We start from the raw sequence: 20,191 nt of genomic DNA, 5'->3' as shown, positions 1-20,191 counted from the left end.
CTGTAGCGCCGAAGCGTTACGCCCTATAAAAGACAAATGTCATGCCAGAAGAAAAAAAAGTCCGTGCCAGCATTTTTTTCTGACACGGACTGCCATTTTGGCTGTTTTATGTGACATTCTTGTCTCCAGACACACTATGGAGACTGACAAAATCAGAGGAACTCTCCCCAAAGAGGAGTACTCAGAAGGGGTTCCGTCAGGAAAGGCACTTGGAAAATCAACACGATTCCTATGGCCAGGGCCACCATCCACAACAACACCAGCACCACTTTAGCGGAGGTACCCATGGGCTTCCAGCTTCCAAACGACTGCATGACGGCCTGAATCAGTCCGGCAATAGGGATACCCACCACCAGTAGTCCGCACACGGTCAGCCCGACAATCACACCCGGAATGGTATGCACACTGCTCCAGTCTACCCAAGGTATGATATTATATATAAAGGTAGGCAGGTTGACAATCACCCCTGTGGCAGCCATCAGCAAGGCAAACAATACCACCAAACCGACCAGTAGGAAAGGCGCGCAGCAAATCAACAACAGCACCAGACACAGTTTCAGCAAGAAACCGAACACGGCCACCACCCCGTTTCCCAACTTATGCAAGGCCGAACGGGGCCGTCCGGAATGTACGTAGTCGTTCACTTTCTCAAAACCATCGGTCACCGTCCGGCCGATGTTCTCCACATTGATGGGCTCCCCCCGCATCTGCAATTTCTCCGTAGCTGTTCGTGCCTGTGGAATGATAATCCAGGCCAGCAGATAGGCTAGAATCAATCCATGAATCAGGAAACCGGCCAGGATAAAGACGATACGGGTCCAAGTCACGTCCCAGCCAAAATAGGCCGCGAGACCGGATACAACTCCACCCAAGACACGGTCGTCCGGATTACGGAACAGACGGCGGCTGGTTCCCGTCGATTCGGTGCCATAAGCCTTCTCGCCCGAGGCGGATGCATTTTCCTCCTCCCCGTCGTTTAGCTCTTCAGGCTTGCCCATCCGGGCTATGACCTCTTCCACCTCTTTTATCGTAATCACCTGCAAGCCGCCGCGCAAGGCTTCGTCAAACAGTTCGGCGATGCGGGCTTCCATGTCGCGCACAATCTCATCCGCCCCTTCTTCCTTGCGGAAATGATAGCGGAGGTTATTCAAATAATTATCCAGCAGGATATAGGCATCTTCATCAATGTGATATACGGTGCCTCCTAAATTTACAGTCAGTGTCTTTTTCATGTCATGCAGGTTTTAAATGTTCTGTCTTAAATGGTTTACCGTATCAGAAAGTCCATCCCAGGCGCTTTCCAGTTCTTTCAGGAAATTCTCTCCTTCCGGAGTCAGTCCGTAATACTTGCGGGGAGGTCCCTGGGTAGACTCCACCCACTCGTACGACAGGAGTCCGTCGTTCTTCAGACGGGTCAGCAACGGATAGAGCGTGCCTTCCACCACAATCAACCGGGCCTCCTTCAGCTTCTGGATGATGTCGGACGAATAGGCAGACTCCCGGTGCAATAGCAGCAGGATGCAGTATTCCAGCATTCCTTTGCGCATTTGTGATTTTACGTTGTCTACATTCATTTCATCTCATTTATCTTGTATGACACAAATATAGGCTTTATATAGATACTATGTATTGCAAGGTATTATAATTTTAGAACATTTAACAAGATTCTATCTCCATAAAAGCAAAGCAATCGAAAGAAAAAGTACTTTTGTAGAAAACACACTTATTTTATAACAAAACGCCTATGTTTAATATCAGAAAAGCGACAATCGAAGACATTGAGATTATCCGGGGACTGGCCAAGCAGACCTTTCCGGTCACATACCAGAAGATTCTGACCCCGGAACAAATTGATTACATGATGGAGTGGATGTATTCTGCCGAAAGCCTGAAAAACCAGATGGAGAAGGAGCACCACATTTACTACCTCGCCTACGAGGAATGCGAACCGGCCGGCTACGTATCCATCCAGCAGGAAGGACCCGACCTCTTTCACCTGCAGAAGATTTATGTGCTCCCCTACTTCCAAAAATACAAACTCGGACGGCAACTGTTCCAGCAGGCCATCAAAGGCATCAAGGAACTTCATCCGGAACCTTGCCGGATGGAACTGAACGTGAACCGCCACAATCCGGCACTGGGATTTTATGAGCACATGGGCATGAAGAAGGTGCGCGAAGGTGACTTCCCCATCGGCAACGGATATTATATGAACGATTACATCATGGGGCTGGACATCTAAGCGGGCTGCCCCGTTCTGTTCATCTCTTTGCGCGGCGGGCAAGAATCAGGTTCTTACAGCTTGCAGAACAAAGAGATGAAGAACGGAACGGACATATCCACCAGGATGCCATGGAAAATGGCTATCGGCACCACCTCCTTGCCGGCCACCCGGATAATGGAGGGCAGGGCCACATCGACAGAGGTCACCCCGGCAACCGAAATAGGGGCCAGTTTCCCGAAATACTTGCAAATCAGCGGGGCTCCCACCAGCGCCACAAGTTCGCGGATGACATTCGTCAAGAGGGCGATGGTAGCCAGTTCCGTGGCCAACTGTGTCCCGATGACCGGGGCTTTCAGTTCCACAATCAGAATGGAGGCCAGGGAGTAATATCCCAATCCGCTACCGATGGCCATACAGTCGAACACGCTCCAGCGGGTCAGCAGCACACTGACCAAGGCGGAGAATAACAAGGTTCCCCCAATCGTAGCCAAGGGAATCAGCAGCATCTTCCACCGGAAACCGTGGATCAGCGCCTTGAAATCTTCACCTCCTCCAATGCTGACACCTACCTGAAACATCAGGGCATACAGGATATACAGCGACAACTGGTGCATATCTCCCATTTCCCAACCAGACACATTCCACACGTAACCTAACAGACAGCCCATGAAGAACATGGACAGTACCAACAGACTTCCTTTCATTTTTCACCTCCTTCCTTGAAAAACCACAGATACACCAGCCGTGCCAGCAGCACGCTTCCCGTAATGCCGGCCACACTGAGCAGCAGGGCCTGTCCGCCGAACGAGCCCAGATTCTTCACAATCAACGGGTTATAGCCCACGGAAAGTCCCAACACAAACAGCATCAGACAAATGGTGACCGAAATGGTTTGATTCACTTTCTTCAAAAAATCACACGTACGAAGGACATATCCCAACAGAACCCCTGCCAGGACAGTCAATATAATACTCCACATAACAAAATCGAAATTAAAAGTTTATAAGCAATTTCTACCACACGTCAGGAAGACGCCACTTCCTGTCTTACAAACTTTCGTGAAGGAATCCGCTGAACCAATGTGCACGTGAAAGGCACAGCCGGTACATCGCCGTACCCGCTTTCCGCTGAATGACCTTATGTGCTCCGTACACTTTCATACTTTACTCTTTTATTATTCTCCAAACTCTCCCTATGATATAAGAAAAACTTCTGCCCACCTTCTATGTTTTTCAGCCCGAAAACGTACGTTTCCGCTCCCAGAAACATAAGTTTCCCGATAGGAAAACGTACGTTTCCCTCATGGGAAACATAAAAAAGACCTCGAAGGCAGTCTTTCTTCTCCAAGGGATTTTTTATTTTATGTGACGAACCTCTTCGCAAGCAAGCGGTCCCATCCGCTCCCTCAGGTTCTGAATCACGGTGCAAAGGTAAGCCATTTTAAATTAATATGCAATTAATATGCAACATTTTATAAGAAAAGGCCGCCAGAAGTACTTCCAGACGGCCTTTCGCACCAAGAAAAAACAATCAACGGCGCCCCGTGACTTGCAGATATTCCCGTTTTTTCAGTTCATAATCCGTGTAACTTTCCACGTATTTGTCACAGCTTTGCTGAAACAAGGTCTGCGCATCGAGCAAATCACTCATCGTACAGGTGCCCGACTTGTAATAATCGGTGTTCAAACGCAGGTTCTCTGTGGCCTGTTCAATGGACAGACGGGCAATCTTCATCTGTTCGTAGGCCTCATTCACCCCGTTCCACGCATTTTTCATGCGGATAACCAGCAGCTCTCCCTGGTCGGCCAACTGGTTTTCTGTGTTCTTCACCTGGAGTTTCTCCTTCTTGAGGGCATGACTGCCTCCCCACCATCCAGTCAGAGGAACGGTCACCGTGGCAAACCCCACCCAGAAGCGCTGGTCTTCCGGCAAGAAGTTATGATACACATACCCTCCGCCAATGGCCACCGTAGGCAGATTCTTGCCCAACTCCATCTTGTATTGCAGACGGCTGGCCTTCACATTCTGTTGCAACAACGCATATTCACTGGTCAGTCCCAAAGCTGACTCCGGGTCGCAGTAAAGACTATCCGGACGGGAAGGCAGCTGGTCGTCGATGGAAAAGGCCACCGCCAGGGAATCGGAGCCAAGGCCCGTATATTGCGCCAGCATGTTCCGCGAAATGGACAACGCATTCTCCAGCTGCAGGCGGCTGCTCTTGGTCTCGTTCCGGCGAAGCTGCACCTGCAACAAATCGTTGCGTGTCACCACGCCTGCCTCCACCGAGGCCTCCACATCGCGCAAGATACGCTCCAGTTGCGTTTCCACCTTGCCCAAAGTCTTGAGTTTCTCCTGCAGAGTGACCACCCGCCAGAAATACTGTTCCGTGGTCAGCGTCACCTCGTTGTCGGACAAGTTCCGCTGCAGGCGTTTCACCTCTACCCCCACTTTGGCCAACTGGTTCCCGTTGACAATCTGTCCGCCGGTAAAGAGCGGCAGGGAGGCGCTCACTCCTCCCGCAATTCCGTTCTTAAGCATCGACATGTGCATGTCCGGAGCCAGATCCATCTGCATCAGCCCTTTATCGGCCATAAGACCGGTACCCGCCGCCATGACACTCGGAAAATAATTGGTAAACGCCTTCTTCTTGTCCTGTCGGGCCATTTCCAGTTCGTTACGGGCATTCTTCATCTTCACATTGTTTGTCAAGGCAGCCTGAATACATTCATCCAGGGTGTAGGCTTTCTGCCCGAAGGCCAGATTCACACACGCCCCACCTATCAATAGAAAAGCTATGATTCTGTTTCGATTCGTTTTCATAATGATTCTTCTTTATCTTGATTCCTAATTGCCCCGTCAGGCATTTTCCAAAGCTTCCAACCGGGCACGTTTCCGAGTACTTCCCCTGAATATCACCAGATAAGCCACCGGAAGCACCGTCAGCAGGAAGAGCATGGTAATCAGCGTACCGTAGCAAATCACCGTACCCATCGGCATCCAAAGTCCGCTCTTGCCCAATATCATCGGGATGACTCCCATGGAAGCCGCAGCCGAAGTCAGGAAGATAGGCCGCATACGGCGGCGGGCCGAATGGTAAATGGCATCGCGCACACAGAGTTTCTCCGTAGCCCGCAACTCTTCGGCATAGTCAATCATGATAATGCCGTTACGTACAATGATACCCATCAGGCTGATGATACCCAGCGTACAGGTCACACCAAAGTCTACCCCCTGAATCAGCACACCTACAGCCGTTCCGAAAAGGCAGAGCGTCATGCTGGCAAAAATCAGCAGAGCAATGCTGATGCGCCGGAAATGGGCCAGCAGGATGAAGAAGATGATGAAGGCGGCAATGGCCAGCGCTCCCATGATGGGAGGAAGATTCTCGTTGTCCTGCTCGTCGTCACCCCCGTAAGTCAGTGTCACTTTCTCCGGCAAAGGGATAGAAGCCAGTTTTTCCTTGATGACGCTGGTCAGGGAAGCCACATTCACATCCCGGCGCACATCGGCCATCACCGTAATCGTATAGACTCCGTTCCGGCGGACCAGCTGCCCGTCTTTCACAGAGGGCACGACTTCTGCCACCTGACGCAAAGGCACCTGCGTACCTCCCAACACCGGAATCAGTTCGTTTTCCAGGTCGGAGAAACCGGCACAGTCGGCTTTCTCGCTTTTCAGGGCTACCGGAATGTCATAATCGCCTTCCCACACGTGGGCCACCTTCAGTCCGTCGCCGTAGCGCATGGCCAGCGTGGTTTCCAGCTGGGCGTTCTGGATGCCCAGGCGTGAAGCCTCATCTTCTTTCAGCACCACCTTGGCCGATGTCTGCGGCTCACTGAAATTGGTCTGTGCCAGCCGTATTTCCGGCATCTGGCGCAACAGGCTCAGGTATTTTCCGGCTACGGTTTTCAATGAATCCAGGTTCTCGCCACTCAGACGGAGCTCAATCGGATAAACCGCCTGACTGAAACTGATTTGCTTGAACCTTACCCGCACATCGGGGAAGGCATCGGTGTAACGCGGAGAATATTCATCCAGCAGTTCCTCGGTTTCCTTGTTGCCCTTGGTGTTCACAATCAGCTGGGCATAGTTGGTTCCTCCTAACTGAGGGGCGTATGCCGTATGGAAACGGGGCGAAGAACAACCCACAAACGAAGTGACGGAGACCACCCTCGGGTCCTTGCGGAACACCTGTTCCATCGTATCGGCCGCCCAGGCGGTCTTTTCCACCGCCGTTCCTGTAGGCAGATAAATCTCTACGGCAAACTGGTTACGGTCGGCCGCCGGCATCAGTTTCTGCGGCAGTTTTCCCATCAGGAAGATACCGATGACGACGGAAGCCACCCCTCCCATCAGGGTGATATAAGGATGAGCGAAACATTTGTCCAATAGTTTGTTGTAATAGGTCTGCAGAAACTCCATGAACGAGAATCCCTTTTTGTGCGAAGGCACCGGCTTCCGGATGAACCAGAACTGCATGAACGGTACCAGCAGCATGGCTACCAGCAGGGAGATGCTCAGAATCAGCGTAATGGACCAAGGGAAGCTCAGCAGGAAGTCGTGTATCATGCCCGGAATCACAATCAGGAAGGGGAAGAACGTGATACTGATGGCCAGCGTAGCCGAGAAGATGGATTTGAAGAAATGCGTGGCACTGTAAATGGATGCATGCCAGCGCGACATCCCTTCTCCGATTTTCTCCAGGTAGCTGTCGATAATGACGATGGAATTGTCCACAATCATTCCCAAGGTCACAATCAGGGCCGCCAGCGTCACGGTGTTCAGTTCGATGCCAAAGGCATAAAAAAGCCCCAACGAAATAAAGATGGTAATCGGAATGGTGGAAGCAGCCACCAGTGCTACCCGAAGCGGCAACAGCAGCATCACCACAATCACCACGGCCACAATGGCAATGACCAGCTCGCGCAAAAAGTCATAGACACTGTCGCCCACCACCTGTGCCTGGTCCGTGATGCGGTACATATTGACTTCCGAAGGCAGTTCCTTCTTGAACTCTTCCAGCACCTGGTTAATATCATCGCCCATCTGCACGATGTTCTTGCCTTTTTTCATTTCCACACTCAGCAAGATGCATTTCGTGCCGTTGTTCTTGATGTAACTGTCGGCATGAGGGTATTCCTTCACCACGCGGGCTACATCCTGCAGGCGTACCACATTGCCCGAGGGGTCGCTGTACACAATCTGCTGCTGCACGTCGTAGAGCGTGTTGAACGTCTTCTCCACGTGTACCGGCAAGACATACTCAGGAGTCTGTATGCGTCCGCCGGTGGTCACAAAGCCCTTGGCGAACAACTGTCCGGCGATGAGCTGTTCATTCAGCCCGTAATGCGAAAGGCGTTCGGGATCCAGGTAAATGGAAATCTGCTCCTGCCTTTCTCCGCTCACACTCAAACGGCCCACACTGGGGATACGGCGCAAGCGGTTTTCCAGTTCGTCCATGTAGTCCGACAGTTCCCGATAGGTCTTGTCCTTGCTCTCCATGGTAATCAGCAACGCCGAGGTATCGCCGAAATCATCCATCACCTGCACGGCCAGCACATTCGGCGGCAGCTCCGACTTGAACGCGGCCACTCCGTGCTTGAACTTGCTCCAGAACTCATCCTTGTTGTTCAGGTCGTCGTTCAGTTCCACCTGCACAAAGACAATTCCGTCGCGGGTGGTCGAAAAAGTCTTCTCCTTCTTCACCTCCTTGTAGGTAAAGATATAGTTTTCCAATGGCTTCGTCACCTGTTCCACCATCTCATTGACCGTGTTCCCGGGAGCCACGGCAATCACCATTCCCTGTCGTATGGTAAAATCCGGGAACTCATTTTTCTGCATCTGCGGCAGACTGTATATACCGAATGCCACCAGGCAGCATGTCACCAGTATCACAATCTGGCGATAATGCATGGCCCACTCTACTATGTTCCGTTTCTTTTCCATGTGCTTAACCTATTTATATAGCCAACGGCGTGCCTTCACACACCTTCTGCTGGCCTTCCACAATCACTTCCTCTCCTTCACTCAATCCGGCCACCACCGTTACTCCGCTTGCCGTGAACTTGCCACACGTCACCACGCGCTTGGAGGCTTTGCCGTCTGCCCCCTTCACCCACACGAAATAGTGGTTGCTTTCATCCAGCTGAATCACGCTGGCAGGAAGTACGCAGGCCTGACTTTTGTCGGCATCCTGCAGCCATACCTCCGTCACCATACCGGGAAGCAAGCCCGTGTGCGGCGTCTGAATACCGATGTTCACCTCGTACGACCGTGACAGCGGATTGGCCTGGATACCTTTCTCCATCACCACCCCTTCTACCTGTCTGCCGTTCAACACAGGAGCCTCTATTACTGCTTTCTGACCTTTCGTTACGTGCATGATTTCCGTTTCCGGCACGGCAATCCGTACTTTCAGACGATCGTCGGACACCAGCTTCATAACCTGTACCCCGGGCACTACATTCTGCCCTACTTCCAGGTTCTTTTCGGCAATCACCCCGGCAAACGGAGCCACCAGCCGACAGTCTGTCAGGTTCTTCCGGGCCACTGCCTCCATGGACTGGGCCTGCTGCAACTTACTCTGCACTTCTACCCACTTCATGTCGGCCAGACTTCCTTTTTCATGCAGCTCCTTCATACGCCGGTAGGCATCTTCCGCCTGCTTCAAGGCCGCCTTTGCCGCCTGATACGTGCTTTCTACGGACGCTTCGTCCAAAGTAGCCAGCAACTGTCCCTGCCGCACCCGGCTTCCTAAATCCACCTGTACCGACTTCACTCTTCCCATCAGCGGAAAACTCAACGCGCTCCCGTTTTCCTCTTGTACCGTACCCGAAAAACGGACGGTTTCATTCCGAACTGATGACGCTACGGTCATGACCTTTACCTTTACAGGTTCCACCTGCTGCGAAGCCTGCTCTCTGCTTCCGCATCCTGACATCAAGACCACCAATGAGCCTATGGCCATCCAATGCAATTCTTTCATAAATCTTATCCTATTTAGTATGTCTACGATTTGTGAGCGCAAAGAAAAAGGCATTACACACTACATAGGATAGATAGAACACCTTAGAAGTGTTCCATTTTTCCGTCCCCCCATGAAATACGCCGAATAGAATATTCCTAAAGAAAAATAGAACACTAATAAATGGAAAACATTCTGTTCATTTGCATCCGAATCAGAACTAAAGGAGTTATGGAAAAGGAAATCGAACTTATCAGGATGTCCAGCATCGAAATTATGGAGAAAGTAGCTGCCTACAAGGACGAAGAAATTATCAGAATGAACCAAACAAGCGAACAGAATGGAAACAAATCAACCTCAATGATAAGAGCCGGGTTCTTTTTAGCCATCCTGTGCCAAAAAGGGACAGCCTCCCTGTCCATCAATAACCAATCTTATGATATACGTCCCAATGACCTGCTGATATGTCATCCGCAGACTTTACTCAAACACGGAACCGTAGACAAAGACTTTATTTGCTATGGATTCTGTCTTTCCTCTGAATATGCCAAACGTATCTTTGTCATGTCATCTTCCACCAGCAACTGGTGTTCACGGTTGTATCTGGAACAGCATCCCATTATGTCGCTCAATGAAGAAGAAAGTCAGCTTTTTTATCAATACTACAACCTATTGTATTCCAAACTGACCGGAGCTCCCCATCGCCACCAGAGAGAACTCATCAACTCCCTCCTGCAAGCATTCATTTATGAGTTTCAGGATGCATTGGAAAAATATATCCAGCTGCGTCCCACCAGCTTCAATTCCTCCAGCAACTTGTTCAATGCTTTCATCGAACTGCTGATTTCGTCCTACCCCAAGGAACGCGCCGTGAGCTACTATGCCAGCCGGCTGTTTGTTACCCCCAAATACCTGTCGTCCATCTGCAAGGAAAATTCCGGGGAAACCGCCTCCGACCTGATTACCAGCTACGTCATGAAAGATGTGGAATACTTACTGAGACGCCCCGAAAAGAGCATCAAGGAAATTGCCAACGAACTGAATTTCGCCACGCTGTCGTTCTTCGGCAAATACGTGAAAAGGAACTTAGGTATCTCTCCCAAAGAATACCGGGAAAAGCTGTCGCTGCAAAACGAAGAGGCGCAGTAAAAATAGAAAATCGGTATACATGAAGACAAAAAAGTCCGCCCGTCTTATGCAGACAAGCGGACTTTTTTTATGATTCAGTCAATCACTACTTACTGATGCTGTTCACGCAACAAATCGTTCACGGTCTTTACCGGATTGAAGGTACTCAACGGTACTTCTACGAATACCGTGTTCCAGTCGCTCATGGAACCGTTCCACAAACCCGGCAATTCGAGGGCTTTCAAGTCCTTTCCGTTCTTCGACTTGTAAGAGATGAAACCGGTAGCCTTGTCCACGTGTTCCAGCAAGTTAAACTTGTTTCCTTTGTAATCGCGGATGGCGCATACCAAATCCACCGGATTGAAGTGGGTACCCTTCTCGAACATGGCCTTCTTTTCCGGATCTTTCATGTCAATCTGTGAGCTTTCCAGAATCTGGAGAGAGATGGTTCCATCCGGATTGTAAGCCAGGAACGGACCGCCGCCCGGTTCGCCCACATTCTTCACCATACCGCACACACGCATCGGACGGTTCAGTTTCTTACGCAGATAGATTACCAAATCGGCATCTTCCAGTTCTTTCAGGTCGGTTCTGCGGCAACGCAACTGCTGCTGTACAAAACGAATGATGGTTTCCAGCTGTTCGTGGCTATAGTGACCGCTGTCTAACAGTTCCAAATATTCGAAGGCCTGTTTCTGCAAAGTGACCAGTACACCGGCCAGCAATTTCTTGTAAGTCACAGTGTCCGCCTTCAGACGGTCGGGCACCACGTTATCAATATTCTTGATGAATACGATATCGGCATCCAAATCATTCAAGTTCTCAATCAAAGCCCCGTGACCACCCGGACGGAACAACAGCTTGCCGTCTTTGTCGCGGAAAGGTTTGTTGTCCATATCGGCTGCTACCGTATCGGTACTCGGTTTCTGTTCTGAGAAACTGATATGGAATTTTGTACCATATTTCGCCTCATATTCACCCACCTTGGCAGCCACCAGTTTTTCAAACAAAGCCCGGTGTTCGGTAGATACTGTGAAATGTACGTTCACTTCACCTGTCTTTCCGGCTGCATACAACGCACCTTCTACCAGATGTTCTTCCAACGGAGTACGCACGCCATCGGCATAGCGGTGGAACTTGAGCAATCCCTTCGGCAGGGCACCGTAGTTCAGACCGGCAGCTTCCAACAGGTTGGATACAATGGCTTTGTAGTTCTGTTCCGACAACAAAGCATCGATGTTCTTGCCCGTATTATCCATGCAAGCCGCATTCAAGTCGTTATAGAATGCAAAGTCATGAATATGGTCGAAGAACTTCTTCTCGAAATCCGTTGTCGGTTTGTCGTAATCCGCCCCTAAGAATTCAAACATATTCTTGAACATACGGCTGGCAGCCCCTGAAGCCGGCACAAACTTGACAATCTTCTTATCTCCATCTTTGTAAGCATCCCATGCCGCAAGATACCGTTCCACATCTTTGTCCTCGGCTTTCATGATGCCTCCGTTTTCTACAGAAGCCGCTGCTGACAATTTCAAATACGGAAAACCCTTTTCAAAACAAGCCAACTGTTCGGCAATTTTCTCTTCCGAAATGCCTTTCTTGGCCAACAATTCTTTGTCTTCGTGTGTTAACATATTGTTTTATTTAGGTAATGAATATTCTTCCTTTATTCAGAATCATGCTCAAAAATAGAAAAAATACGGTAAGAATGCACCATATCGATGAAAAAAAAGTAACTTTACCCACAAACAACAAAACGAGGCATTATGGAGAACAATGAATTTTTCACGCCGGAAGAGCACAAACAACTGATACAGCTTTACAAAAGATTGTTATTGCTGTCAAAAGACACGTTACAAAAAGATGACTGCCGCAAACTGAAGAACCACCTCATAAAAGCCATGTCGGAAGGAACCATTCCTCGGAATGTCTTCCAGATGAACCCCATCATCAAAGACATGCAGACAGCCGTTATTGTGGCTGAAGAAATCGGTATGCGCCGAGCTTCGATTCTGGGCATCATGCTTCATGAGTCTGTGAAATACAACTTGTGCAGCCTGGAGTCTGTCAAAGAGGAATACGGAGAAGACGTGGCCGGCATTATCCGAGGGCTTGTAAAAATCAACGAACTGTATTCCAAGAGTCCCATCGTCGAATCAGAAAACTTCCGTAACCTGCTTTTGTCGTTTGCCGAAGACATGCGGGTGATTCTGATCATCATTGCCGACCGTGTGAACCTGATGCGGCAAATCAAAGACAGTCCGAACGAAGAAGCCCGACTGGAAGTGGCCAATGAAGCGGCTTATCTGTATGCGCCGCTGGCACACAAACTGGGACTGTACAAACTGAAATCGGAACTGGAAGATTTATCACTGAAATACACGCAACACGACGTGTACTATTATATAAAGGAGAAACTGAATGCCACCAAGCAGGCGCGCGACCGCTACATTGACGCATTCATCGAACCGATCAAGAAAAAACTGGAAGAGGCCGGACTTAAGTTCCATATGAAGGGACGTACCAAGTCTATCCACTCCATCTACCAGAAGATGAAGAAGCAGGGATGCCCCTTCGAAGGTGTGTACGACCTGTTTGCCATCCGTATCATCCTCGATTCTCCGCTCGACAAGGAGAAACAGGAATGCTGGCAGGCCTACTCCATCGTGACCGATATGTACCTGCCTAACCCCAAACGTCTGCGCGACTGGCTTTCCGTGCCGAAGAGCAACGGATACGAGTCCTTGCACATCACCGTCATGGGACCAGAAGGAAAATGGGTAGAAGTACAGATTCGTACGGAACGTATGGATGAGATTGCTGAAAAAGGTCTTGCCGCTCACTGGCGATACAAAGGCATCAAGGGAGAAAGCGGTCTGGACGAATGGCTGAACTCCATCCGGGAAACCCTGGAAAACTCCGACAACGACCTGGATGCCATGGACCAGTTCAAGCTGGACTTATACAAAGACGAGGTGTTCGTCTTCACTCCCAAAGGCGATTTGTACAAGCTGCCGCAGGGAGCCACCGTGCTCGACTTTGCCTTCTCCATCCACTCTAACTTAGGATGCCGGTGTACGGGTGCCCGCGTGAACGGAAAGAACGTACAGCTCCGTCAGAAGTTGAACAGCGGCGACCAGGTGGAAATCATGACCTCGAATACCCAGACGCCGAAACGCGACTGGCTGACCTTCGTCACCACGGCGAAAGCCCGCAACAAGATACGTCAGGCACTGAAAGAAATTGCAGCCCGACAGACCCAGTTTGCCAAGGAAACCCTGGAACGGAAATTCAAGAACCGGAAAATGGAATACGATGAAGCCATCCTGATGCGCCTCATCCGGAAACTGGGCTTCAAGACCGTAACCGATTTCTACCAAAGCATTGCCGACGAGTCGATTGATGTGAACGACATCATCGACAAGTACCTCGACATGCAGAAGAAGGAGACCGAGCAGCGCGAAGAAATCAGCTACCGCAGTGCGGAATCGTTCAACATCCAGCAGCCGACTGATGCCAAGGACTACAAGGACGACGTACTGGTCATCGACCAGAACCTGAAGGGACTGGATTTCACTCTGGCCAAATGCTGCAACCCGATTTACGGCGACGAAGTGTTCGGCTTTGTAAGCATCAACGGAGGTATCAAGATTCACCGTTGCGACTGTCCGAATGCCAAGGAAATGCGCTCCCGCTTCCCCTACCGTATCGTCAAGGCACGCTGGGCCGGGAAGAGCCAGGGAAAGCAGTATCCCATCACCCTCCGTATCATCGGACATGACGATATCGGCATCGTGACCAACATCACGTCCATCATCAATAAGGAAAACAACATCCTGCTGCGGTCTATCAGCATTGACTCGCACGACGGACTGTTCTCGGGCATGCTGACCGTGACGGTAGACGACAATACCAAGCTGGAATCGCTGATCAAGAAGATAAAAACCGTGAAAGGAGTGAAGCAGGTGAACCGATAACAACACTTCAAGTATGTTAATAAAACTGCACGGACACATTCTTTTAGCATAAAAACACTATCTTTGCGAAGTTGTCAAGAGTAAGGATTAAAACAAAAGAAAATGAAAAAGATTTTATTTACTACTTTGTTGTGCGTACTGAACATCCTGTTCGTCATCGCACAGGGAACGGCACAGATTACGTTTGAAAAAACTTCATACAACTTTGGCTCTTTCTCTGAAAACAGCCCGAAAGTGACTTGCAAATTCAAATTCACCAATACAGGCGACGGACCGCTGGTAATTCATCAGGCCATCGCTTCTTGCGGATGTACTGTACCCCAGTACCCGAAAGAGCCCATCAAACCAGGTGAAAGCGGTGAAGTGACAGTGACTTACAACGGAGCCGGAAAATTTCCGGGACATTTCCGCAAGACCATCACCCTTCGTACCAATTCCAAGAACGAAATCACCCGCTTGGTAGTGGAAGGAGACATGACTCCGGCATCGGCTGATGCAAACAAATAAGAAAGCAATTGTTTTTCATACTCATTCAGGAGAGACATCCAAGGGGTGTTTCTCCTGTTTTTTTATGCCCCAAAAGCCGTTCAAAAAACGTCCTTGTGTTTTGTTTCAAACGCCAAAGCGTTTTGATCCAAACGCAAGGACGTTTTACTTCAAACGCACTTGCGTTTAAGTTGAAACGTAAAGGCGTTTTATCTGAAACGCACTTGCGTTTTTCCAACGCGCAAAAATAAGGTGCCTTTTGCATGAATATGAATGATTTTTACTACTTTTGGACACTCAAAAGAATATTAATCAAATCATAATGCAATATTATTCATGAAAGAGACACAAGAAAAACCGACGGGATTGCCAGAAAACGCGTTCCGTCCGCTCAAACCCGGGGAAAAGTATGAACCGCTCATGTCGCCCGGGAAAACGTATCCTGAAGTAAACCTCTGGTCTGTGACATGGGGACTCGTCATGGCCGTCATCTTCTCAGCTGCCGCCGCTTACCTGGGCCTGAAAGTGGGACAGGTGTTTGAAGCCGCCATCCCTATCGCCATCATCGCCGTGGGTATCTCCAGTGCCACTAAACGCAAAGGCGCACTGGGTGAAAACGTCATGATCCAGTCCATCGGTGCCTGCTCGGGTGTCATCGTGGCAGGAGCCATCTTTACCCTGCCGGCCCTCTACATCCTGCAGGAAAAATATCCGGAAATGACGGTCAACTTCATGCAGATGTTCATCAGCTCCCTGCTGGGCGGTGTGCTGGGCATTCTGTTCCTGATTCCCTTCCGTAAATATTTCGTGAAAGACAAACACGGCGAATATCCCTTCCCGGAAGCTACGGCCAGTACCCAAGTACTCGTGTCGGGTGAAAAAGGAGGCGACCAGGCCAAACCATTGCTGGTTGCCGGACTGGTGGGCGGTCTGTACGACTTTATCGTGGGTACCTTCGGCTGGTGGAACGAGAACTTTACAAGCCGTATCTGTGGATGGGGCGAAACCGTCGCCGACAAATTCAAGCTGGTATTCAAAATCAATACGGGAGCTGCCGTATTGGGACTCGGTTATATCGTCGGATTGAAATATGCGGCCATCATCTGCGCCGGTTCGCTGGTGGTATGGTGGGTCATCGTGCCGGGTATCTCCCTGTTCTGGGGCGACCAGGTGCTGAATGCCTGGAACCCGGACATCACCATGGCCGTGAAAGACATGTCGCCCGAACTTATCTTCAAGGAATATGCCAAGAGCATCGGTATCGGAGGCATCGCCATGGCAGGTATCATCGGTATCGTACGTTCATGGGGTATCATCAAGAGTGCAGTCAGCCTGGCTGCCAATGAGATGAAAGGAAAGAAAACGGTAGAAAAAGTGGAACGTACACAGAAAGACCTGTCCATGAAAATCATCGCCTTCGGTTCTTTGTTCACCTTGCTGCTCGTGGTACTCTTCTTCTATTTCGACGTGATGCAAGGTAACCTCCTGCATACCATCGTAGCCATTCTGCTGGTAGCCGGAATTTCCTTCCTCTTCACCACCGTGGCGGCCAATGCCATCGCCATCGTTGGTACGAACCCGGTATCGGGTATGACCCTGATGACTTTGATTTTAGCTTCCGTCATCATGGTGGCCGTAGGATTGAAAGGAGCTACGGGTATGGTCGCTTCCCTGGTGATGGGTGGCGTGGTCTGCACCGCACTGTCCATGGCCGGTGGTTTCATCACCGACTTGAAAATAGGTTACTGGCTGGGTAGCACACCCAAGAAGCAGGAAAGCTGGAAGTTCCTCGGCACCCTGGTTTCGGCAGCTACCGTAGGCGGTGTCATCATGGTGCTGAACGATTCGTATGGATTCACCAGCGGACAACTGGCTGCCCCACAGGCCAACGCCATGGCAGCTGTCATCGACCCGCTGATGAACGGAGTGGGTGCCCCGTGGCTGCTCTATGGCATCGGTGCGGTACTGGCACTGGTACTGACCTTCTGCAAGGTGCCTGCCCTGGCTTTCGCGCTGGGTATGTTCATTCCCTTGGAACTGAACCTCCCGTTGCTGGTGGGTGGTGCCATCAACTGGTACGTGACTTCCCGCAGCAAGGACGAAGCCGTCAACACGGCACGTGGTGAAAAAGGTACGCTGCTGGCTTCCGGATTCATTGCCGGAGGTGCCCTGATGGGAGTGGTAAGTGCCATTATGCGCTATTGCAACATCAACCTCATCCACGAAGAATGGCTGAGCAATCCGATGAGTGAACTGGTATCACTGATTGTGTATCTGTTGTTGATTGCCTACTTGGTCAAGGCCAGCATGAAACTGAAAAAATAACATCTGACACATGAAAAAACTACTGCTTATGGGGTGGCTGTTGGTATCCAGCCACCTCTTTGCCCAAAAAGGCATTGAAATCAAGATATGGCCCGATGGTGCTCCGAACACCAACGAAATGACCCAACAGGTAAAAGATGGACCGCTTTACGTGGAAGAACCCGTATTGACCGTCTATCCGGCAGAAAAAAGTAACGGAATGGCCATCGTGGCCTGTCCCGGAGGAGGATACTGGACGTTGGCCATGGGACACGAAGGGCACGACATGGCCGCCTGGTTCAACAGCCAAGGTATTACCTACGCCGTACTCCGCTACCGCATGCCCAACGGACATCACGAAGTGCCGCTGAGCGATGCCCAGCAAGCCCTGCGCATCATGCGGCAGCACGCCACGGAATGGAACGTGAAGAAGTTAGGTATCATGGGGTCATCGGCAGGAGGCCATCTGGCCAGTACGGCTGCCACTCATTTCACCGATACGGAAACCCGCCCGGATTTCCAGATTCTGTTCTATCCGGTCATCACCATGGACCCGAGCTATACACACATGGGCTCTCATGATGATTTGTTAGGCAAGAATCCATCGAAGGAATTGGAACAGAAATATTCCAACGAACTACAGGTTACTCCACAAACCCCACCGGCCTTCATTCTGCACAGCAGCGACGACACGGTAGTGCCTGTGGCCAACAGCGTGAACTACTATACCGCCCTCGTCAAGCAGAAGGTCTCTGCCAGCCTGCACATCTATCCGGTGGGAGGACACGGCTGGGGATACAACGACAGTTTCCCCTATAAACGCCAATGGACGGGCGAACTCGAGAAATGGCTGCGTGAAATCAATAAATAATTTGCGCAACTATTTGTAGAACAAAAGAAAAGTTGTACCTTTGCACCCGCTAATACGGGTTATTAGCATAATTCAAATCATTTACATTAAAAAACTAATTAAGAAAAATGGCAACTAAAATCAGATTGCAAAGAAACGGACGCAAAGGATATGCGTTCTATTCAATTGTTATTGCAGACGCAAGAGCACCACGTGATGGTAGATTTACTGAAAAAATTGGTACTTACAATCCGAACACCAATCCTGCCACAGTAGATTTGAATTTTGAACGTGCATTACACTGGGTATTGGTAGGTGCACAGCCTACTGACACAGTACGCAACATCCTGTCTCGTGAAGGTGTATACATGAAGAAACACCTGCTGGGCGGTGTAGCTAAAGGCGCATTCGATGAAGCACAGGCTGAAGCTAAATTCAACGCTTGGAAAGAAAACAAACAGTCAGGTCTGGCTGCTTTGAAAGCTAAAGAAGAAGAAGCTAAGAAAGCTGAAGCTAAAGCACGTCTGGAAGCTGAAAAGAAAGTAAACGAAGAAATCGCTAAGAAGGTAGCTGAAAAGAAAGCTGCTGAAGCTGCTGCAAAAGCTGAGGCTGAAGCTGCTGCCAACGCAGAAGCTGCTCCTGCTGAAGAAGCTGCAACTGAAGCTCCTGCTGAAGCATAATTCTTCTTTCAGAAAAAGACAAACAAAAGACTGTCCTTGCAAAAGGATGGTCTTTTTTTGTACAGAATTGTCGTATCTTTGCACCGCATTCCCCAATCATCCAATACTCGTTTTTATGCATACAAAATATACCAACCGCGAAATATGGAAGGTGGCCTACCCCATCCTGATCAGCCTGCTCATGGAACAGCTTATCGGCATGACCGATACAGCTTTTATGGGACGTGTAGGCGAAGTGGAACTGGGGGCCTCGGCCATTGCGGGCGTATATTACCTGGCCATCTTCATGTTAGGATTCGGGTTCAGCATCGGTTCACAGATTCTGATTGCCCGTCGCAACGGGGAAGGCAATTTCCGGAAAATCGGTTCCATCTTCTACCAGGGCATTTATTTCCTGCTGGCCATGGCCTTGGTCATGTTCACCCTGTCTCAACTGTTTTCTCCCTGGATCTTGTCGCACGTGGTAGCGTCTCCCCGCGTCTGTGAGGCGGCCGTGAGCTACATCAACTGGCGGGTATTCGGATTTTTCTTCTCGTTCGTGGCCATCATGTTCCGGGCCTTCTTTGTGGGCACCACCCAAACCAAGACCCTCACGCTCAACTCCATTGTCATGGTGACATCGAACGTGGTATTCAATTATATTCTGGTATTCGGGAAATTAGGATTTCCAGCATTGGGCATTGCCGGGGCGGCCATCGGCTCTTCACTGGCCGAACTGGTGTCCATGCTCTTTTTCATTATCTACACCACCCGACGAGTAGATTGCACTAAATACGGACTGAACCAACTGGTGAGCTTCCAATGGACAGAGTTAAAACGCATCATGGGCGTATCGCTATGGACCATGATACAAAATGCGGTATCCATCAGCACCTGGTTTCTGTTCTTCATCTTCATCGAGCATTTGGGCGAACGTTCATTGGCCATCACCAACATCGTGCGAAACGTGTCGAGCGTGCCGTTCATGACCATTACGGCTTTTGCCTCCACCTGCAGCGCTCTGGTCAGCAACCTGATTGGGGCCGGAGAAGCCCGCTACGTCATGCCGACCATCCGGCAACACGTACGGCTCTGCACCTACATTGTCTGGCCCGTCATCCTGCTGATAGCCTGTCTGCCCACGTATGTACTCCGTATCTACACCGATATGCCCGACTTAGTGGATGCTGCCGTCCCTACGCTTTGGGTACTCTGTTCCAGCTACCTCTTCCAGTGTGCCGGATTCATTTTCTTCCAGTCTGTATCGGGCACAGGTGATACCCGGGCCGCTTTCTTGCTGGAGATGATTGCCCTGAGCTGCTACCTGATTTTCATCGTCCTCATCATCCTGATTCTTAGGATGAACGTAGCCGTCTGCTGGTTCTCCGAACATGTATATGCCGGAGCCATCGGCCTACTGAGTTATATTTACCTGAAAAAAGGAAGTTGGCAAAGGAAACAAATTTAAGGATATAAAAAAGGCTACTCATTAAATGTTATAAAGTCAGCCAACTAACTCACACACAAAGCATTGTGGATTAGTTGGGGATATTCAGTAAATGTCCCCAAAATAAGATGGCATATGAAATGATTATGGTC

The 20,191-nt window shown here is 50.0% G+C and carries 16 protein-coding genes; 8 read left to right on the top strand and 8 right to left on the bottom strand.

Going from position 1 to position 20,191, the window contains the following annotated elements; all coding sequences use genetic code 11:
- Window positions 1–152 precede the first annotated feature (152 nt).
- Window positions 153–1,232, bottom strand: a complete 1,080-nt coding sequence (locus tag RDP42_RS04095) for a PspC domain-containing protein (RefSeq protein ID WP_308762647.1) — start codon at window positions 1,230–1,232, stop codon at window positions 153–155.
- A 12-nt stretch (window positions 1,233–1,244) separates the two neighbouring features.
- Window positions 1,245–1,574 (bottom strand): PadR family transcriptional regulator, encoded by a 330-nt coding sequence (locus RDP42_RS04090; protein WP_072543016.1) that lies wholly within the window; start codon window positions 1,572–1,574, stop codon window positions 1,245–1,247.
- Window positions 1,575–1,744: 170 nt separating this feature from the next.
- Between RDP42_RS04090 and RDP42_RS04085 the strand changes: the two genes are divergently transcribed.
- Window positions 1,745–2,242 carry a GNAT family N-acetyltransferase gene (locus RDP42_RS04085; RefSeq protein ID WP_308762646.1) on the top strand — a complete coding sequence of 166 codons (498 nt, stop codon included), beginning with the start codon at window positions 1,745–1,747 and terminating at the stop codon, window positions 2,240–2,242.
- Window positions 2,243–2,295: 53 nt separating this feature from the next.
- Here the strand turns inward: RDP42_RS04085 and RDP42_RS04080 are convergent, their stop codons facing one another.
- The 5 genes from RDP42_RS04080 to RDP42_RS04060 all read right to left on the bottom strand — a co-directional run bounded on the left by RDP42_RS04080 (window position 2,296) and on the right by RDP42_RS04060 (window position 9,209).
- Window positions 2,296–2,928 carry a lysine exporter LysO family protein gene (locus RDP42_RS04080; protein WP_308762645.1) on the bottom strand — a complete coding sequence of 211 codons (633 nt, stop codon included), beginning with the start codon at window positions 2,926–2,928 and terminating at the stop codon, window positions 2,296–2,298.
- Window positions 2,925–3,203 carry a LysO family transporter gene (locus tag RDP42_RS04075; protein ID WP_072543019.1) on the bottom strand — a complete coding sequence of 93 codons (279 nt, stop codon included), beginning with the start codon at window positions 3,201–3,203 and terminating at the stop codon, window positions 2,925–2,927. The genes RDP42_RS04080 and RDP42_RS04075 overlap by 4 nt, the downstream gene beginning before the upstream one ends.
- 551 nt (window positions 3,204–3,754) lie before the next feature.
- On the bottom strand, window positions 3,755–5,044 hold the full coding sequence (locus RDP42_RS04070; protein ID WP_308762644.1) for a TolC family protein: 1,290 nt from the start codon (window positions 5,042–5,044) through the stop codon (window positions 3,755–3,757).
- 36 nt (window positions 5,045–5,080) lie between these two features.
- A complete protein-coding gene (locus RDP42_RS04065) occupies window positions 5,081–8,170 on the bottom strand; it encodes an efflux RND transporter permease subunit (RefSeq protein ID WP_308762643.1) in 3,090 nt (1,029 codons plus the stop codon).
- A gap of 13 nt (window positions 8,171–8,183) precedes the next feature.
- On the bottom strand, window positions 8,184–9,209 hold the full coding sequence (locus RDP42_RS04060) for an efflux RND transporter periplasmic adaptor subunit (RefSeq protein ID WP_308762642.1): 1,026 nt from the start codon (window positions 9,207–9,209) through the stop codon (window positions 8,184–8,186).
- A 210-nt stretch (window positions 9,210–9,419) separates the two neighbouring features.
- Between RDP42_RS04060 and RDP42_RS04055 the strand changes: the two genes are divergently transcribed.
- Window positions 9,420–10,337 (top strand): helix-turn-helix domain-containing protein, encoded by a 918-nt coding sequence (locus RDP42_RS04055; RefSeq protein WP_308762641.1) that lies wholly within the window; start codon window positions 9,420–9,422, stop codon window positions 10,335–10,337.
- An 89-nt stretch (window positions 10,338–10,426) separates the two neighbouring features.
- Here the strand turns inward: RDP42_RS04055 and RDP42_RS04050 are convergent, their stop codons facing one another.
- Window positions 10,427–11,950, bottom strand: coding sequence for a DUF4301 family protein (locus RDP42_RS04050; RefSeq protein WP_308762640.1), 1,524 nt, complete (start codon window positions 11,948–11,950; stop codon window positions 10,427–10,429).
- Between the two features lie 132 nt (window positions 11,951–12,082).
- On the opposite strand from RDP42_RS04050, the gene RDP42_RS04045 reads away from it, so the two are divergent.
- From RDP42_RS04045 to RDP42_RS04020, 6 genes are all read left to right on the top strand, one after another.
- The gene (locus tag RDP42_RS04045) at window positions 12,083–14,293 is read left to right on the top strand and encodes a RelA/SpoT family protein (RefSeq protein WP_308762639.1); all 2,211 of its coding nucleotides are present in this window, start codon (window positions 12,083–12,085) and stop codon (window positions 14,291–14,293) included.
- A gap of 102 nt (window positions 14,294–14,395) precedes the next feature.
- A complete protein-coding gene (locus RDP42_RS04040) occupies window positions 14,396–14,800 on the top strand; it encodes a DUF1573 domain-containing protein (RefSeq protein WP_204475733.1) in 405 nt (134 codons plus the stop codon).
- Between the two features lie 315 nt (window positions 14,801–15,115).
- Window positions 15,116–17,104, top strand: coding sequence for an OPT family oligopeptide transporter (locus RDP42_RS04035; protein WP_308762638.1), 1,989 nt, complete (start codon window positions 15,116–15,118; stop codon window positions 17,102–17,104).
- A 10-nt stretch (window positions 17,105–17,114) separates the two neighbouring features.
- A complete protein-coding gene (locus RDP42_RS04030) occupies window positions 17,115–17,954 on the top strand; it encodes an alpha/beta hydrolase (RefSeq protein WP_308762637.1) in 840 nt (279 codons plus the stop codon).
- Window positions 17,955–18,061: 107 nt separating this feature from the next.
- Window positions 18,062–18,613 carry a 30S ribosomal protein S16 gene (locus RDP42_RS04025; protein ID WP_303912386.1) on the top strand — a complete coding sequence of 184 codons (552 nt, stop codon included), beginning with the start codon at window positions 18,062–18,064 and terminating at the stop codon, window positions 18,611–18,613.
- Window positions 18,614–18,728: 115 nt separating this feature from the next.
- Complete coding sequence (locus RDP42_RS04020) at window positions 18,729–20,060, top strand: MATE family efflux transporter (RefSeq protein WP_308762636.1); 1,332 nt, start codon at window positions 18,729–18,731, stop codon at window positions 20,058–20,060.
- Window positions 20,061–20,191: the final 131 nt, after the last annotated feature.

Source organism: uncultured Bacteroides sp., from assembly GCF_902472605.1.
Lineage (GTDB): Bacteria > Bacteroidota > Bacteroidia > Bacteroidales > Bacteroidaceae > Phocaeicola.
The sequence above is the reverse complement of the archived record's forward strand: the minus strand, read 5'-3'. Positions and strand labels throughout refer to the sequence as shown.

Bases quoted from the DNA above. Each gene is read 5' to 3' on its own strand.
- RDP42_RS04075 (WP_072543019.1), bottom strand. From the start codon at position 3,203: ATGTGGAGTATTATATTGACTGTCCTGGCAGGGGTTCTGTTGGGATAT.
- RDP42_RS04085 (WP_308762646.1), top strand. From the start codon at position 1,745: ATGTTTAATATCAGAAAAGCGACAATCGAAGACATTGAGATTATCCGG.
- RDP42_RS04055 (WP_308762641.1), top strand. From the start codon at position 9,420: ATGGAAAAGGAAATCGAACTTATCAGGATGTCCAGCATCGAAATTATG.
- RDP42_RS04045 (WP_308762639.1), top strand. From the start codon at position 12,083: ATGGAGAACAATGAATTTTTCACGCCGGAAGAGCACAAACAACTGATA.
- RDP42_RS04040 (WP_204475733.1), top strand. From the start codon at position 14,396: ATGAAAAAGATTTTATTTACTACTTTGTTGTGCGTACTGAACATCCTG.
- RDP42_RS04070 (WP_308762644.1), bottom strand. From the start codon at position 5,044: ATGAAAACGAATCGAAACAGAATCATAGCTTTTCTATTGATAGGTGGG.
- RDP42_RS04095 (WP_308762647.1), bottom strand. From the start codon at position 1,232: ATGAAAAAGACACTGACTGTAAATTTAGGAGGCACCGTATATCACATT.
- RDP42_RS04065 (WP_308762643.1), bottom strand. From the start codon at position 8,170: ATGGAAAAGAAACGGAACATAGTAGAGTGGGCCATGCATTATCGCCAG.
- RDP42_RS04035 (WP_308762638.1), top strand. From the start codon at position 15,116: ATGAAAGAGACACAAGAAAAACCGACGGGATTGCCAGAAAACGCGTTC.
- RDP42_RS04020 (WP_308762636.1), top strand. From the start codon at position 18,729: ATGCATACAAAATATACCAACCGCGAAATATGGAAGGTGGCCTACCCC.
- RDP42_RS04060 (WP_308762642.1), bottom strand. From the start codon at position 9,209: ATGAAAGAATTGCATTGGATGGCCATAGGCTCATTGGTGGTCTTGATG.
- RDP42_RS04090 (WP_072543016.1), bottom strand. From the start codon at position 1,574: ATGAATGTAGACAACGTAAAATCACAAATGCGCAAAGGAATGCTGGAA.
- RDP42_RS04080 (WP_308762645.1), bottom strand. From the start codon at position 2,928: ATGAAAGGAAGTCTGTTGGTACTGTCCATGTTCTTCATGGGCTGTCTG.
- RDP42_RS04025 (WP_303912386.1), top strand. From the start codon at position 18,062: ATGGCAACTAAAATCAGATTGCAAAGAAACGGACGCAAAGGATATGCG.
- RDP42_RS04050 (WP_308762640.1), bottom strand. From the start codon at position 11,950: ATGTTAACACACGAAGACAAAGAATTGTTGGCCAAGAAAGGCATTTCG.
- RDP42_RS04030 (WP_308762637.1), top strand. From the start codon at position 17,115: ATGAAAAAACTACTGCTTATGGGGTGGCTGTTGGTATCCAGCCACCTC.